This is a genomic window from Cyclobacterium xiamenense, from assembly GCF_042140265.1.
Lineage (GTDB): Bacteria > Bacteroidota > Bacteroidia > Cytophagales > Cyclobacteriaceae > Cyclobacterium > Cyclobacterium xiamenense_A.
Genome location: NZ_CP159481.1, coordinates 2,786,041 through 2,802,866, shown reverse-complemented (window position 1 = coordinate 2,802,866; position 16,826 = coordinate 2,786,041). Strand labels below are relative to the sequence as shown.

Here is a 16,826-nt window from a genome sequence, read left to right as displayed (position 1 = left end):
ACCCGATGCCACCCCGGTACCTATCGGGAGCATCCCCTCGAGCTGTCACGTGCATCGAAACCAGCGATGGTAGACAGATTCGATTCTTTGGATAAGCAATGGCAGTGAATCGGTCCGGTTAATCCAATTTTCTAACCCAGATATTCCTAAAACTTACCGGATTTCCATGGTCCTGAATATGGAAAGGTAATTCTTCGGGGTGGGCCACATAATGCGGAATGCCTATGTATTGCGTAGGGCCCCTAAGTTCCACATTGTTTTGCACCAAAATACCGTTGTGAAACACAGTAATTCTCGCGGGAGAGAGGAGCATTCCATCTTTGTTAAACCGGGGAGCCGTAAATACCGCATCGTAGGTATTCCATTCGCCGGGAGCCCGCATCGCATTAACAAGCGGAGGATGCTGCTTATAGATACTTGCGGCCTGACCATTGGAATAGGTTTTGTTTTGATACGAATCCAATATTTGCAATTCGTATTTTCCCATGAAGAAAAACCCAGAATTACCTCTTCCCTGTCCGTCTCCAACCACTTCGTCTGGCGCACGCCATTCTATATGCACTTGTACGTCACCAAACGACTCCTTGGTCTTGATGCCTCCGGTTCTCGGAGCCACCGTTAAGATACCATTTTCCACGGTCCATTTAGGAAAGCTACCGTCGCGCTCACTCACCCAGGCGTTGAGATCGTTGCCACCAAATAATACAATGGCGTCTGCGGGAGGTAAGTGATTTTCGCTTCCCGGACTAACGACCTTCACTTCCGGATCGTAAAACTCCGTTGCCTGGGGAGGCAGTTTGGTTTCGTTTTGCTGGGCCATTAGCATCAAGGGAGCAAGTAACCCCAAAAGTAACAGCAAGGGTGTGCATTTACATTTCATAGGCTTTTTTAAGTTTATGTTTTTTCGAAGGATCAAATTAAGGTATTTGAATCAAATAAACCCCAATCCGAAGGAATTAATTTTGGACTTTTTACCAAATTCCCTACTCCAGAAATTCGTTGTCTTGTATACCAAAAAGTGATGCAAATCCCTTTGCTTACCGACAAGCGTTTTAAAAGCCGCGTGTATATCTGTACTTTTGTACCAGCCGACGTTTCGTCTAAGGCGCCCCGCTTGGGTACCTTCTCATGAATCAATTTTCTTTCCATGAATAACCGACAATTATTTCTTTCCCACCTGGCGCAGACAACTGATTTTCCACTCATGCTAGAAATAGACCGGGCGGAGGGTGTGTTTCTTTACGGCCCGGACGGATCCAGGTACCTGGACCTGATTTCCGGTATCGGCGTAAGCAATGTTGGCCACAGACATCCGAAAGTGCTGGAAGCCATGCGGATGCAATCGGACAAGTACCTCCATCTGATGGTGTACGGGGAATACGTGCAGCAACCTCAAGTCCAGTTGGCAGAGGCCTTGGTCGGCACCTTACCAGCAGCACTCGACAATGTATACCTGGTCAATAGTGGAAGTGAAGCCGTAGAGGGCGCCCTGAAACTTGCCAAACGATATACCAACCGCCCCGAAGTGATTTGCTGTGAAAATGCCTACCACGGATCCTCCCATGGAGCACTTTCTGTGGGCGGAAATGAACAATTCAAAAGGGCCTATCGGCCCCTCGTGCCCGGTGTGCGGCAAATTCGCTACGGAATACCAGAAGATCTCAATCAAATTACTGAAAACACAGCAGCGATCATTATCGAGACCATACAGGGAGAAGCAGGAGTACGCGTGGCAGAACGGGACTACTTTCTGGCACTGAGAGAAAAATGTACGAAAACAGGGGCTTTATTAATCCTTGATGAGATTCAGGCAGGTTTCGGGCGAACCGGCACCTTTTGGGCATTCGAACAAATGGGCATACAGCCTGATATTCTCGTCTGCGCCAAAGGGATGGGAGGAGGCATGCCCATCGGCGCCTTTATCGCCTCGAAGCACCTGATGAGCGTACTGAAATCCAATCCGCTCCTGGGCCATATCACTACTTTTGGTGGCCATCCCGTAAGTGCGGCCGCGTCTCTTGCCACAATCCGCGTTATTCAAGAGGAACAGTTAACCTCCGGAGTGGATGAAAAAGCCAACTTGTTTAAACGGCTATTGGTACACCCGAAGATACAGGGAATACGTAACCAGGGATTAATGATGGCCTTGGTTTTCGAATCATTTGCCGTTTTAAAGCCCATCATCGATCGATGTATCGCTAATGGCGTGATCACCGATTGGTTTCTGTTTTGCGACCAAGCCATGCGGATAGCACCGCCACTTACCATCACGGAAGACGAAATTGTCTTTGCCTGTAAGAAAATCCTCCAGTCCATCGAAGAACAGGAAACCATTCACCCTCCCTTGTAGTTATTCAGAAAGAAAAAAGTACGGAATAATGGAAAAAAACGAAGCCGATCGGTTGAGCGAAGCCGATTGGAAAAACAAATTAGATCCCGAGGCATACCGGGTGTTGCGTCAAAAAGGTACCGAACGGGCCTTTACCGGAGAGTATTACTTAAACAAAGACACGGGTATTTACGAATGTCGCGGATGCGGCAACGAGATTTTTCATAGTCGGGATAAGTACGATAGTGGCTGCGGCTGGCCTAGTTTTACCCATCCCGTTTCCGAAGATGCCATAACAGTAACCATGGATTACTCTCATGGAATGATCCGGGAAGAAATCTGTTGTGCGAAATGTGGGGGGCATTTGGGCCACCGCTTTCCAGATGGCCCTTCTGAAAAGGGAGGCATACGATATTGCATCAACTCGGTATCCATGAACTTTAAGAAAAAACCCTAAGACAAGCACTTCTTCACAAAAATGACCCTCTTTTCCTTTATATTTTTTTAGTTTTGCATAATAATTGAACTGCGGTTTGCATCGATTAGCAATTTGAAACAATTCGGCCATGAGAATCATTTATTTTTTACTTCCCCTTTTTTTAGGTTTGCAGCCTGAAATGCTCGCACAGGACGAAAACCCGGATCCTGCTTCGAACGAAGGCACCATACAAGAGCAGTTTGAATACCTGAAAAAGGTTTCCTCCAATTACCAGGAATACAAGGTAGTGAAACGTGCGCAGCTAGAGCAATTGGAAGCAAATATCGGGGACTCCATCGCCCACTATCAAGGGGTAATTCAACAGTTAAATACCACACTTCAGGAGAATAAAAACCAAATCAACCAGCTCAATCAGAAAGTTTCGCAAACCAACGATCAATTGGCACAGGCAATTGCCGAGAGAGATAGCTTTCGGATTTTTGGCACTCTTTTACACAAGCGCTTTTACACCAATTTGGTTTGGGGGATCATCGCGCTGTTGTTGCTCGTACTGCTGGTCTCCTTTATACGTTTCAAACGGAGCCATCGAATTACCGCAGAAACAAAGCAGAGTCTGGAGGACCTGCGGGAGGAATTCGAGCAACACCGAAGGAATACCCTGGAGCGGGAACGCAAGCTAAACCGCCAATTGGTGGATGCACTAAACAAGACGAATTCATGAAAACCATTGCCGTAGATATGGACGGGGTGTTGGCAGATGTGTACCGACAGTTTATCGACATGCACTTTCAGGACACCGGCGAGCATTTGGTAGCGGAAGCGATTCGTGGCCTGAAGGAGCGGGAGGCTTTTCCATTGCTAGAAAAACATGTGCATACACCAGGATTCTTCGAAAATGCTCCGCTCATCCCGGGAGCGAAAGAAGCCTTACAAGTAATTCACGAGCGATACAAGGTATTTATCGTTTCCGCTGCGACGGAGTTTCCTCGAAGTTTGCAGGAGAAGCAAGCCTGGCTCAGCCGGCATTTTCCCTTTATTTCCTGGCAGCGCATGGTGTTTTGTGGCTCGAAAGAAATCATCCGAACGGATATCATGATTGATGACCACTTCAAAAATCTTGATGCTTTCGAGGGAGAAACTTATTTATTCACCCAACCTCACAACGAAAACGCCTCGCCGGGCCGGCACCTTAGGGTAGGATCCTGGCAAGAACTGGCCCGACTGTTGGTAACCGACGTAAAAGCGCATCCCGAGGGGTAAGTTCCCTAGCAGCTTCCCTACCCTACCGGACTGAAAGGTCTGAACTTTCTTATTTCAGGACAGTTATAGGAACGATTTGAAGGAATATTCGCGTGCGTTCATCCAATACCGTGTACCTCAGCGCTCGCGCTTTAAACCAGTACCAACAAAAATGAACAGAACAATTGTACCATTTATCCGAGTGATGAGCTTTTTGCTGGTTGTTTTTGGCAGTTGTTCCGTTTCTGAAAACTCAAAAAAAATCACTTACATGCACAATCCGAGGTTGAAAACCGTTCACCCTTCCGCAGATTGGAAGGGCACACCAATGAACGAAAACGGCCAGTTCACCAATTTGTACCATGAATTTGAATCAAGTTTTGCGGACTTGTGGAAATGGCAAACCTCCGAAAATCCACAGAAAGAGGAAAAGAAAAACGATACCCGTACACTGGCGGTTGCGCCCGATGCGTACCTCCCAAAAAATGGGGAAGACTTTTTAATTTGGCTGGGGCATGCGAGTTTTCTAATGCAGCTGAACGGCAAGGTCATAATCACCGACCCGGTTTTATTTGATAACTTTTTTCTAAAAAGGCAGAGCGAATTGCCCTTTCCGGTGGAAGCGCTTCCCACCATTGATTACCTACTCTTATCGCACAATCACCGTGACCATTGCGATAAAAAAACCATACAGTTTCTGGCCGAAAAAAATCCGGATATGAAAATACTTACCGGGTTGAAGGTTGGGGACGTTATTGGTGACTGGACACAGGGCCAGGAGATACAGGAAGCCGGTTGGTACCAGGAATTTCAAACAGCCGATATTACGATTACCTACCTCCCTGCCCGCCACTGGTCGAGACGATGGTTATGGGATTTGAACGAAAACCTTTGGGGTGGTTTCTACCTTTCTACCTCAGAGAAAACAATCTATTTCATGGGTGACAGCGGATTTGGACCCCATTTTAAGGATATTTCATCGATCATGGGCGCGCCACAGTATTGCTTAATGGGTGTGGGAGCCTACAAGCCGGAATGGTTCATGGCGCAGGCACACATCAGCCCTCCCGACGCAATAAGCGCTTTCAACACCCTGGGAGGTGCGTATTTCATACCCATGCATTATGGAACGTTTGATTTATCGGACGAACCAAAGATGGAACCCTGGGACGTCTTGGAAACCAACGAGGGACAATTGAATGGAAAACTCCTCAGGCCCTTTCTCGGAATGAACCTGTTTCAGAAGTAAAAAAACCGGTGACCTTCTCCCAACCGGACTTCCATAGTTTGTGCGCAAAGAAGCGGAGTATTGCTCCACTGCTAAGCGACTCACAAATTTTATTATAAATCCAGCCCTTTATTTGGCCAGTTTTACGTCGATGGCACTCAAGCCTTTGGGCGTTCGTTCGGTTTCGAATGTAACCTGATCGTTTTCACGAACATCATCTACCAAGCCTTTGACGTGGACAAACACACTATCCTGAGATTCCAGGTCTTTGATAAAACCGTATCCCTTCGACTCATTGAAAAAAGTGACCTTTCCTTTCCTTCTAAGATCTTCCGGGTCCACAGGGGCCTGCTTCGAGACACTCACTTCAATGTCCTCCAACTCAATTTTTTTCTTTTTTACCGTAGGGTCCGGAGGGGTAGAAGTAATGTTGCCTTCCTCATCCACATAGGCAATCATATCATCCAGATCGCCTCCTTTATTGGAATTGGATTTTCTGGCTTCCTTTTTTTCTTCCTTCTCTTTCTTCTTCCTTAATCTTTTTTTCTCTTTTTCTTTTTTGTTAAATGTTTCTTTCGATTTTGCCATAAATTACTTTTTGTTGAACGTTACTTGCACCAAAGGTACAACAAAGACTACCCAAAGAATGTTGCCCGAAGGCCTGAAGTTTCACCAATCGAAAGGGAACAGGGACTGAGATAAAAAAATCAATTGCGATCCGAAACCTAATCCTGGGTTAGTATGCTGTGGCCTGTTAGGTACGTACAAATTTGACCAAAATAATGGATTATTCCTATTTCCTTTCTGTATTATATTTTTCATTGTGCCATTAATTCAATTTTGCCGTATCTTTCATGTAAATTTTGAATGTTTTCTTCTGTCTCCGGTAAATTGTACGCCAGATTTATCCGGGTAAAATGGCCATATAAATTCAATTAACGAACGAGTTCCCATGAAAAAAAACGTCCTTTTCCTTACCGTATTGTTTCTCTCGATGGTTGTGGAGGCCTTGCCACAATCCCAACAGGGTCAATTTATCCGCATCATGGTCAGCCCTTCCGCCCCCGATATGACCTATAGTACCGGCGAGCGGATTGATTTTGATGTCGCGATCTATAAGTTCGGTAAGTTGGTCGAGGATGCTGAAATACGGTACGAAATAGGTCCAGAGCAGATGCCTCCGGAAATCAAAGGCGAAATGGTCCTAAAAAAAGGAAATGGAACAATTAGCGGAGGAACACTCTCTACACCCGGCTTTGTCCGATGCAGGATTACCTACAGTGAAAATGGCAGTACTTACCAAAACACAGGAACGGCCGCGATTGATCCGGACGCGATCCTGCCGACTACCTACCTTCCGGATGATTTCAGTGAATTTTGGAATCAAAACAAAGCAGCCCTAAAAGAGGTACCGCTTGAACCCGTGCTGACTCACCTACCGGAACGTTCCACGCACCTGACCGATGTCTATCATGTTCATTTTCGGAACATCAGCGGGCGCATCTATGGCATTTTAAGCAAACCAAAAAAACCAGGTAGCTACCCGGCAATCCTGCATGTTCCGGGCGCCGGCATCCGTCCCTATTACGGGGCAATGATCGACGAAAATGTAATTTCCCTACAAATCGGTATTCACGGAATTCCAGTAAATCTTTACGATTCACCCATCTATCAAAACCTTTCGGCGGGTGCGCTGAGGGATTATAACCGGATATTCCTGGAAGATAAAGATCGCTACTATTACAAAAGGGTCTACCTGGGTTGTGTCCGCGCAGTAGATTTTTTATTCTCATTAGAAGAGTTTGACGGAGAAACGGTCGGTGTCATTGGCGGCAGCCAGGGAGGTGCTTTGGCTATTGTAACCGCCGGCCTTGACGATCGAATTCGCTACCTTGTCAGCTATTACCCGGCACTCGCCGACCTAACCGGTTACTTGCATGGCCGTGCAGGCGGTTGGCCGCACCTGTTCAAGGACGAGTGGACCAACCAACCCAAAAAAGTGGAAACGTCTCGGTATTACGATGTCGCCAACTTTGCACGGTTTGTCACGGTACCCGGGTTTTATTCCTGGGGATTCAATGACAATGTCTGTCCGCCTACCTCCATGCATGCCGCTTTCAACGTCATTCCCGGAAAAAAAACGTTTTCTGGCTACCTCGATGCGGCACATTGGCGGTACCCGGAGCAAAGCGAGGAAGGGCAGCGCTGGCTTATGGAAAAACTCCGCGTGGAATAAACCAATGGTCTGGAAATCAATTGCTCGTCCAGCTTGTCTCTATGCCCTGAGACCGGATGAATTCCTGAAAGGAATAAAGCAAAGAGCGGTCTTCCCGCACCGTACGCGGTGACACTCCTTTTTCCAATGCAAAGGGAACCAACATCCCCACCGCTTCTCCTATACTCCACTCCACGGGATGCAAGCGAAAGCAACCATTGGTGATGTGCGTGGTGCCGATATTCTTATTTGCCGGAAGGAGGTTTTCCATTTTTTTGGGAAGTAGCGATCCAAGTGGAATTTGGAACGGAAGGGAGCCAAAATCAATGTAATTATCCCCCCCGGAGCTTGGATGCAGATCAATGTGGTAGTACCCAATCCCCACGCTATCGTAAAACGATGCTGCGGTGAGCTCCTCCCCTTTCAGTCCGGAAATCTGAGCCCGCTGCTCCGCACCCACATGCTCTTCCAAAACCGTAAAAAGCGCCTTGATCCGCCTGGATTCCCTCACATAGGGGTATTTGGCCAATCCATCCGCAGTACCCATCAAGTCGTTTCGCAAACGCAAGCCGGGCCAACCTTTGCCTCCATCAGGCCGGGGCGCTTCGGTTTGCAGCCAATAAAGCAGGGAAAGGCTCTGTTGTTTCCCTGCATGGACATGACGGCGAAAGTCCTCCTCACTTACGTCCACGATGTTTCCGGATACGTAATCGTTTTGGGGCCAGTTGACGATAGTGGCATCACCCTGATAAAATCCCGATTTGAAGTTAGCCTGGTGCAAAATTCTTCGGTAAAGCATTAGGTTCAGGCTATCTCCAGTCGGATAACCTTCCGGGTGAAAGCCCAATTCTTTGGGCTGCAGATTCCTCGGATTGCTGTAATTCAATTCCAACATCTTTCCTGCCCAGGGTGGACGCATTTCCGGAGTAAAATCCCGCCAAAAGGCATATTCTTCGGGTTGAGGAATGGTCCAGTCTTCTCCTTTCACATAGTCCATGGCAAAGCATACGGTAAATGCCTGGTTGTTATCCGGCCGGTGCGTTTCTCCGGCATGTAATTCTCCGGTATCGTATTTGGATTCGCTACCGGTGATGTATTCTGTTCCCGTAAGGGGAAGTAACTCCCCCAGTTCGGTGGCATCTACAAAATACCTTCCTTTGGCCACCGCTTTATTTCCAGTTCGGACGTCGTTCAGCACCAACTCTTGCACACGATTCCCCATGACATTGGCGGATGCGACCTTGGTTTCTTTCAATATAAGGATTCTTCGGGCGCTTTCGTAGGGAGCAAACATTTCTTCCAACACCCGGTGGGCCACTTTGGGCTCGTGACACAGCCTGGAAACGGATCCATTTCCAGGATTAAGTCGTTCGTTGGCGGCTGCTTCAGGAGTCAGCGGATAATGCTGTTTGTAGTACGCGCGGATATTGTCCCGAAAAAGTCGGTACAACTCGGGGGCACCATGGGTTTCGATCCATTGGTGTTCGTCCGGAGGCACCCCCTGCTGGGAAAGCTGCCCGCCCAGCCAATCGGTCTCTTCCGTCATCACCACCGATAGCCCATTTCGTAATGCGGCCAACGCTGCGGCACAGCCGCCGAGTCCTGCGCCAGCGATAATCAGGTCCGCTTCGTAGACGGCTCCATTTTCCCGCAGGTTTACTTTCCTGGTACTGCTCGCTGCGATGGTGGGCAGCGCAAGTACCGAGGCTACCGAACCAGTCCCGAGGGCTACTTTGCCAATAAATTCTCTTCGCTTCATAGGATATCTGTGTATGTTCCAAGTAAGATTTAATGAGATGCCGTTTGCTCCAAGGTTTGCCAAACCTGATACAGACCACGAGGTACATGAAAACAGCCTTTCCACTTCCCTCCCTTCAGGGGCAATTGTACCCGTCCGTACCTGTCAAGATAGCCAAACCATTCGGGATAATCCGGATCGCGAAAATGGGCCCAGGTGTAATCGTGCACTTTTTCGAACCAGTTTAAGCAAGCTTTATTCCCAGAGATCTGGTACGCTTTTGCCAAAAACACCAGCGTTTCCAGGTGCACCCACCACAATTTTTGATTCCATTCCAGTTTTTCCGGAGGGTGGCCTTTGCAATCCAAAAAATAATAGATCCCGCCATAGGTGGTATCCCATCCGTATTCCAGTGTTTTCAATCCGGTTGTAATGGCCCGATCTTGCAAGGACTCGTCACCAAAACGACGGGATAAATCCAACATAAACCACATGGCTTCAATTGCATGCCCTGGACTGGTCAGCCGACCCTCAAAGGAATCCGAAAAACTTCCATCTTCTAAAACATTCTCCAATACCAAACCCATTTCGTTGTCCAAAAACACCTCCATCACCTCATGGATCACTGCCCTCACCAATTCATTTACCAATCCCGGTTCCAGAAGGTGTTCCATTTCAAGCGTCAAGTTACTTAGGATCATGGGAAGAGCGAAGCTCTTAAGGTTTCGTGTCCCGGGAACGGCCTTGGAATAGACCCCCTTTGGATTATCCCTCCGGCTGAGAATTCGCTGAAAGGTACGGGTGGCAAGGCTTGCATAGGCGGGCTCTGGATCCACTTTATAAAGTGCGGAAAACGCCATAGCGGCAAAACAATCGGAAAAAATATTGTACGGCTGCACCAGTGGCGCACCCGCCCTGTTAAGTGAAAAATAAAAATCACCGCTGCCGTCCCTTCCGTATTTCTGAAGAAAAGATGCACCCTCTCTCGCCAGGCGAAGCCATGCAGGATTTGGTTCCACCCTGGCGTATAGCATGGAAAACATCCAGACCTGCCGTGCTTGTAGCCACACAAATTTATCCGTATCGTACACCTCCCCTGTTCGATCCAAACAAGTAAAAAACCCGCCGTGGACCGGATCCGGACTGCGTTCCATCCAAAAGGGAATCACCCTGTCAAGCAATTCATTCCTATACGCTTCCAAATAGTGTCTCATGGAGCATTCATTTTTAGTTTTTATCACCCAGCCAATAGGATTCAATGTCCTCCAGGCTCCTGCCCGCCGTCTCGGGAATCTTACGCCAAATGATGTAAAGGTACGGAAAACACATGAGAGCAAAGAAAAGAAAGGTACCGGAAGGTCCCAGTTTCTCTAAAAACCAGGGGGTAAGTTGCCCTACGAGAAAGGTCCCCACCCAAAGTGAAAATCCCGCCATCGACATGGCCAAACCGCGAATTTTATTGGGATACATCTCGGAGAGCAGGACAAAAATCACGGCAGAAATACTGATCGCCGTGCTAAAAATATAGACCAGAAACAACACCAGTAGCACTAGCGAAGACCAACCCAATGAGTCCCCAAATTGGAAGTAAAAACTGATCAGAAAAAGACTGATAATCATGCCACTTACACCAAAATACACAAGCTTTTTCCTACCCACCCGATCGATAATTAGCAGGGCCAAAATCGTGGTCACTACATTGACCAAACCCACCATCACCTGATAAAATAGCGCGTCCCCGTCGGACAAACCTGATTGTTCAAAAATTCCAGGACCGTAATACAGCACGGCATTGACCCCCATGAACTGTCCCAAGACCGCGATACCCATTCCATATAGGACCGGTCGAAGAATTTTTGGATTTTTTAATAAGCCCAGGTTGGTTTCACTGATTTTGGCTGCTTGCTCCTGAACCTCGGAAATTTTCTGCGTTGCGATTCGACCGTCCGGATACAGTTTACCAAATACACGAGCCGCCTCTGGCAAGCGTTTCCGAATCACCAACCACCTGGGGCTTTCGGGAATTAACATCAAAATTGCCAAAAAAAATAAAGAAGGTAACAACTCCATACCCAACATGCCTCGCCAGACTTCTTCGTAAAAAAACAAACTCCAGGGCCCCGAGGTACGAAAGACGCCGGAAGCAACCCAGTTTAAAAGCTGGTAGTTTACCAAATACGCGGCGAGAAAACCGATGGTGATGGCCAGCTGATACAGGGAAACCAAACTCCCCCGTATGCCCGAAGGGGCTACCTCAGAAATGTACATGGGAGAGGCAATCGACACCATGCCTATGCCTGCGCCACCGATAATTCGGTAAGTGATCAGGGAAAAAAAACTGCCCGCTAATGCACAGCCCAGGGAGGATACAGCAAATAATAGTGCGGAAAGGATCATTACATTCTTTCTGCCGACCGTATCGGCCAACCGACCCGCGATGGAAACTCCCAAAATGGACCCGAGCAGTGCACATCCCACGTACCAACCCTGCGCGAGCGCATCCAACGCGTACTGAGTACTCACCTGACCGATGGTACCAGATATGACTGCCGTATCGTATCCGAATAAAAAGCCACCTACGGCGGCGATAAGTGCAAGGAATACAATGTACCGTAAAGATGTTTCCGCGATCATAAAGGTCCGCTCAAAAGGTTTGAAAATCAGTTGCTATTCGCTGTTGGTTTCTTCATTTCTTTCATTCCGGCTACCAGTATAAACCCAGCCATTCGCCATTGCTTAACCCATTTTCAGCCATTCGGGTAAGGACCAGCCCTTCTGTGGTTCATAGCTCAGTTTGCCAGAAGTTATGTGCAGCGGAGAGCCGATATTGTTTTGGTACAAGGTACCGGTTCCCAATCCCTGCGGAAGTTTTGGGTGCAAGGTAGACGTAAACTGAGCAATGGCATTGAGACCGATGTTACTTTCCAACGCAGATGTCATCCACCACCCAATGCCTGCCTGTTCGGCCAGCTGAATCCAATCCCGCGTGGCGAGTATGCCTCCAAGTAAGGTAGGCTTTAAAATAAGGAAAGACGGGCGTACCTGGTCCAATAACGCTTTCTTTTGCTTCCTTTCAGTAATGCCAATCAACTCCTCATCCAAAGCAACCGGGACCGGAGATTCCCGGCAAATCTTCTCCAGCTGCTCCCAATTCCCCGGAGCTATTGGTTGTTCGATGCTATGGATCCCTAATCTCCCAAGCCTTTCCAGCTTATCCATGGCCTCGTTCGCACCAAAAGCACCGTTTGCGTCCACCCGCAACGTTATTTCTTCATCGGAATAGTTGTTGCGAATTTCTTCCAACAAAGTCAATTCCAGGTCAAAATCGATGGCACCGATTTTCATTTTGATGCAATCGTACCCCTGGCCGAGCTTCTGATCGATTTGTTTCTTCATAAAGGTCCGATCCCCCATCCAGATCAACCCATTGATGGGAATGGGCTTGCCCAGATCATAAAAAGGGTTGGGAAGCAATTTTCGTTTCCCTCCATAAAACAGGTCCAAGGTAGCCGTTTCCAAACCAAAACGAAGACTTGGAAACTCCTCAAGCGGCATCTCGGATATTTTTTGAAGGATTTTTTCCGGATCAAAAGGAAACTCGACGTCGCCTACTTCTTCCAAAATTTCCTGGGATCGTTGCAGAAAATCCGGGCGATCATCCACACTCAGGCCTTTCAAGGGTCCGGCTTCTCCCAATCCGCAGCTACCTGGAAAAGCAGAGGAATCCGTCCGAAGTATAAAAGTTTGCTTTTCCCGCAACACGCCCCTACTGGTCCCGGCGTCAAAGGTAAAGTCCAGGGTATACGGCCGGATCGTCGCCCGCATCGTGAAACCATCTGCCATCATCGCTTTTTTTATTCCTGTCAAATATGCGCATTTTCTTTTACATCTGAGCGCACTTTTTGCTTTAAAAAAACATCCTCCACATCGAGCGAACACGGGACACCCAGGTACTCCGGGCAAATCATTTCAAACAAAAATTGTATCTTTGCGTCCTATTTTCATTTCCCCAATTGCCCGAACAGACGCATGGAAGATACGCCTCAACTAAACGATTACCAGTACGAATTGCCCGAAGATTTCATTGCCAAGTTTCCTCTGGAAAAGCGGGATGCCTCCAACTTGTTGCATTTCGAAGATGGGCGGATTGGACATCACCGCTTTTCAGACCTCCCAACGCTGCTACCGAAAAACAGCCATTTGGTTTTTAACGACACCCGAGTTATACCTGCAAGACTCCACTTTAAAAAAATTACGGGCGGAGTGATAGAGCTTTTTCTACTAAACCCGGTCGCACCGTCCACGCTCATTCAAGAGAGCATGCAAAGCCAAGGACCTGTGGTCTGGAAATGCATGATCGGTAACCTGAAAAGATGGAAATCGGAAGAGGCAATCAAAAATGAAATCCGCATTAACCAACAAAACTACGAGCTAAAAGCCCGCCTGGTTGCCAGAGATAGCATGGAGGTGGAATTTTGCTGGACTCCATCGGATGTTTCGTTTGCCGCGCTGGTTGAGGCAGCTGGTGAGATTCCCTTGCCTCCTTACCTAAATAGAAAAGCCGAGGAAACAGATAAACTTCGCTACCAGACTGTCTACTCAAAAATAGATGGTGCCGTTGCGGCCCCGACTGCCGGATTGCATTTTACCGAACAAACCCTCAAAGAAATTAGGGACAAAAACATTCCCCTGCATTACCTGACATTGCATGTTGGTGCAGGAACCTTCCTCCCGATCAAACACGACAACATTACCGAACATCCCATGCACCGGGAACAAATGGTTTTTACCAAAGAAACCGTTACCCAACTGTATCAGGCAAGTGGCAACATCGTTGCCGTTGGCACCACCTCCATGCGTTCACTGGAAAGCTTGTATTGGTACGGTGTGAACCTGATTTCGGATCCCTCCGCGGAGTTTTTTATCGAGAAATTAGCTCCTTACGACCCTGCCGCCAAGGCCGTTTCCCGCCAAGAGAGCTTTGAAGCCGTGTTGAGAAAAATGGAGCAAAACAAAAGCGATCACCTCATCGGAGCTACCGAAATATTTATTTTTCCGGGATATACGTTCCGTGTGTGCAACGGGCTGATAACCAATTTTCACCAGCCGGGCTCTACCCTTATCCTGCTTATTGCTGCCTTTACCAACCAACAGTGGAGAAAAATTTACACCGAGGCGCTGGCGAAGCGATACCGATTCTTAAGTTATGGAGACAGTAGTCTTCTCTGGAACAAAAAGATAAGCCACTAATTATCAATCAAAACCGTTGCTGCCCAGTTTTTGAATGCCGTTGATCAAGGTTTGGTAATAGGTTCTCCCGACAGGCACCTTATCCTTTAGCACGGTCACCTCTTTCGGAGATATGGTTTTAATGTCATTGAGATTTACAATATATGATTTATGTATTCTCAAAAATAAGCGGGTAGGCAGCATTTCTTCGAACTCCTTCAAAATATTACGCAGGGAGAAACTTTTTTCCTTTGTGATCAACGTAGTATAATTACCGTCTCCTTTAAGGTAGACAATATCTGAGTAGGCGACTTTGGTTAAACAGCCTTTGTCTCTTATGAAGATTGCATCTTTGATTAAAATTTCTTTCGTATCAAGTGCCATGTCGGCCGTTTCATTGACCACATCTTCCATCATTTCCTGTACGTTTTCTTTGAGTCCCATCTTGAGTAATAAGCTTAGATTTGTCAAATAAGTAACACGGTAACCAAATAAATGTTTGTGGCTGGTAAAAATATTCACCTTCCGACAAAGGGTCGTTGCTTTCTTTGTTTGGTCAAAAAGGCATGTTACCGGTAGCTGGACGCCTTTCTCAAAAAACTGTGGACACACTTACTGCTTAAAATAGGTATTTTATACCCCTTACGGAGTAGTTTGAATTTAAAAATCAGTCGTATATTTTTATTTCCAAAGGTATTCGACTTTACCCAAAATAGAATCTGCAAGTCATTCTATTTCACTGTCTAATCCACTTTGTAGTGAAAATTTCTAAATTTTTTTGAATAATACCAGCCAACCCGCAAAAAGTCACCCCGCGTGCTTTCGATCGATTGTCTGGTAACCTGGGAAAAAGCACCCAAAAACGACCGCTCTTATTATTCGGGTTGGGTTACAAACGGTAGCACATAACCCGGGACCATTTCTGAACTTCGGGAAATGAGACAACCCCGGGACCAAGCCATTCTGAACGAAAGCGAGGATAAAATTGACCCTACATGAGAAATACCTTGTGCTGTATGCTCCAGATCAAGAAAATCGGTCCAATAGTTTATGCATGAAAGTGGGATTCTTCTGTCTGTTAATCTTTCGGAATTCTACCGAAAATGCCTTGGTAATCTTTGGCAAGATTTCAGGGTCCATTTTTCCAGCAAAAACACCTTTCTCCAAGTCTGCCATAAAATCCGATACATGTCGTTTGTCTTGAATAGCAGCCTCGACGAAATCGGGAACAAAATGCATTCCCAGAGTGCCCAGTGCAAGCACGGAAAAATGAGATGTATCAAATACCAACCGAAATGAAACCCTACCTGAAGGGTGTTCCCAATAAAAATTTTGCGAATCTTTTCCACAAAGAGTGGAAAAGTCACCATAGGTAACCCATTCCAGACCCACCACACGAAATAAATTGGAACAGCTGGATTTCGCTTCAAGGAACGCGTGTGACCCGGCAATATTTTTAGCCATTTGATACCCCTGTTCGCGAAAGGATAACTCCGGGAAATCCCTGGCAATGGTTTCCCCCGTGTACATTTTTCTACCCAATACGTAGATTCCTTCGGCAGACCGGTTCACCCCTGAATCCTTCCCTTCACATGGGTAGCCGCCGGGATGCCAATGCTCACAAAGCCAGGAAAACGTTCCAAAGGTGCCATTCTCATAAATGACCAGCTCACAGGCCATTTGAGACCCATCCCTGAGGTGTACACCCTTTATTTCGCCTTTTAAACCTACTTCGTAGCTGCTAATTTCCTGGTTAAACAGAAGTTTAATGCCTTTATTTCGAAATTGCTTAGCCAATAAGCAGGCCTCTTCCTGCGGAAAATGCACACTTATAAGGACGCTTTGATCCGTCAACAGGGTAGGCTCCAGCCCTTTGCCCAGAAGGTAATCGGCCATTGCAAGCGCAACAAACCCATTTCCGCAAACCACTACCCGCTTGAAATTTCCCAGTGTTTTATCCCGATTTGTATCCTCGTGGTCCAGACCGGGGAATAAATCTCCTTTCGTATGGGTCAGGAATTTCGGCCGGCACTCGTTTACCAGTACCAGAAAATCAAAGCTAATTGACCCTTCACCAAATAAAATTTGTTTTTCATCCACATCCACTCGCTTTAGTTTTTCGACCAGAAATTTCCAACGAATGGTGTTGAACGAACCTTCGGAAAGAAAAAAGCCCTGAGCAATGCTTTTCAAGGAACACAGTGCCTCCAAGACGAAAAAATCGGATCGGGATTCAGCAATAACGGTAATGGATCGCAGGCTGGGGTTCAAGAGCGAGTAGCGGATTAATTCCAATCCGGAAAACCCCAGCCCCAGCAAAACCAAGTCTTTCTTTCCTTTCTGTTTCGAGCTAGCACCCATTTTTTTGACGTTGCGTGGGCTACTTCGCTAAGCATCCACTTTTTGGAG

At 47.1% G+C, this 16,826-nt stretch carries 15 protein-coding genes; 7 read left to right on the top strand and 8 right to left on the bottom strand.

The features are described from left to right. Positions 1–118 precede the first annotated feature (118 nt). Positions 119–880: a DUF1080 domain-containing protein gene (locus ABWH99_RS11700; protein ID WP_375586459.1), complete on the bottom strand. Its 762-nt coding sequence runs from the start codon at positions 878–880 to the stop codon at positions 119–121. Between the two features lie 267 nt (positions 881–1,147). Between ABWH99_RS11700 and ABWH99_RS11695 the strand changes: the two genes are divergently transcribed. From ABWH99_RS11695 to ABWH99_RS11675, 5 genes are all read left to right on the top strand, one after another. Continuing rightward, the gene (locus ABWH99_RS11695) at positions 1,148–2,350 is read left to right on the top strand and encodes an aspartate aminotransferase family protein (RefSeq protein WP_375586458.1); all 1,203 of its coding nucleotides are present in this window, start codon (positions 1,148–1,150) and stop codon (positions 2,348–2,350) included. Between the two features lie 28 nt (positions 2,351–2,378). Further along, positions 2,379–2,786 carry a peptide-methionine (R)-S-oxide reductase MsrB gene (msrB, locus tag ABWH99_RS11690; RefSeq protein WP_375586457.1) on the top strand — a complete coding sequence of 136 codons (408 nt, stop codon included), beginning with the start codon at positions 2,379–2,381 and terminating at the stop codon, positions 2,784–2,786. 109 nt (positions 2,787–2,895) lie between these two features. Further along, positions 2,896–3,489 (top strand): hypothetical protein, encoded by a 594-nt coding sequence (locus ABWH99_RS11685; RefSeq protein ID WP_375586456.1) that lies wholly within the window; start codon positions 2,896–2,898, stop codon positions 3,487–3,489. Continuing rightward, positions 3,486–4,028, top strand: coding sequence for a 5'(3')-deoxyribonucleotidase (locus tag ABWH99_RS11680; RefSeq protein ID WP_375586455.1), 543 nt, complete (start codon positions 3,486–3,488; stop codon positions 4,026–4,028). The genes ABWH99_RS11685 and ABWH99_RS11680 overlap by 4 nt, the downstream gene beginning before the upstream one ends. A gap of 151 nt (positions 4,029–4,179) precedes the next feature. Continuing rightward, entirely contained in the window at positions 4,180–5,256 is a 1,077-nt protein-coding gene (locus tag ABWH99_RS11675; RefSeq protein WP_375586454.1) for an MBL fold metallo-hydrolase, read from the top strand. 108 nt (positions 5,257–5,364) lie between these two features. Here the strand turns inward: ABWH99_RS11675 and ABWH99_RS11670 are convergent, their stop codons facing one another. Further along, positions 5,365–5,823, bottom strand: a complete 459-nt coding sequence (locus ABWH99_RS11670) for a cold-shock protein (RefSeq protein ID WP_375586453.1) — start codon at positions 5,821–5,823, stop codon at positions 5,365–5,367. 364 nt (positions 5,824–6,187) lie between these two features. Here ABWH99_RS11670 and ABWH99_RS11665 point away from each other — a divergent pair, with 364 nt between their 5' ends. Further along, entirely contained in the window at positions 6,188–7,471 is a 1,284-nt protein-coding gene (locus ABWH99_RS11665) for an acetylxylan esterase (RefSeq protein ID WP_375586452.1), read from the top strand. Between the two features lie 16 nt (positions 7,472–7,487). Here ABWH99_RS11665 and ABWH99_RS11660 read toward each other — a convergent pair whose 3' ends face one another. The 4 genes from ABWH99_RS11660 to ABWH99_RS11645 form a co-directional block, all read right to left on the bottom strand. Continuing rightward, complete coding sequence (locus ABWH99_RS11660) at positions 7,488–9,209, bottom strand: FAD-dependent oxidoreductase (protein WP_375586451.1); 1,722 nt, start codon at positions 9,207–9,209, stop codon at positions 7,488–7,490. 29 nt (positions 9,210–9,238) lie between these two features. Continuing rightward, on the bottom strand, positions 9,239–10,402 hold the full coding sequence (locus ABWH99_RS11655) for an AGE family epimerase/isomerase (RefSeq protein WP_375586450.1): 1,164 nt from the start codon (positions 10,400–10,402) through the stop codon (positions 9,239–9,241). 13 nt (positions 10,403–10,415) lie between these two features. Then, complete coding sequence (locus ABWH99_RS11650; RefSeq protein ID WP_375586449.1) at positions 10,416–11,822, bottom strand: sugar porter family MFS transporter; 1,407 nt, start codon at positions 11,820–11,822, stop codon at positions 10,416–10,418. A 102-nt stretch (positions 11,823–11,924) separates the two neighbouring features. Further along, entirely contained in the window at positions 11,925–13,055 is a 1,131-nt protein-coding gene (locus ABWH99_RS11645; RefSeq protein ID WP_375586448.1) for an o-succinylbenzoate synthase, read from the bottom strand. A gap of 162 nt (positions 13,056–13,217) precedes the next feature. Here ABWH99_RS11645 and ABWH99_RS11640 point away from each other — a divergent pair, with 162 nt between their 5' ends. Beyond that, a complete protein-coding gene (locus ABWH99_RS11640; protein ID WP_375586447.1) occupies positions 13,218–14,438 on the top strand; it encodes an S-adenosylmethionine:tRNA ribosyltransferase-isomerase in 1,221 nt (406 codons plus the stop codon). A 3-nt stretch (positions 14,439–14,441) separates the two neighbouring features. On the opposite strand, the gene ABWH99_RS11635 is transcribed toward ABWH99_RS11640, so the two are convergent. Then, positions 14,442–14,861: a LytR/AlgR family response regulator transcription factor gene (locus ABWH99_RS11635; RefSeq protein ID WP_375586446.1), complete on the bottom strand. Its 420-nt coding sequence runs from the start codon at positions 14,859–14,861 to the stop codon at positions 14,442–14,444. A 582-nt stretch (positions 14,862–15,443) separates the two neighbouring features. Further along, positions 15,444–16,778 (bottom strand): NAD-binding protein, encoded by a 1,335-nt coding sequence (locus tag ABWH99_RS11630; protein WP_375586445.1) that lies wholly within the window; start codon positions 16,776–16,778, stop codon positions 15,444–15,446. Positions 16,779–16,826 lie beyond the last annotated feature (48 nt).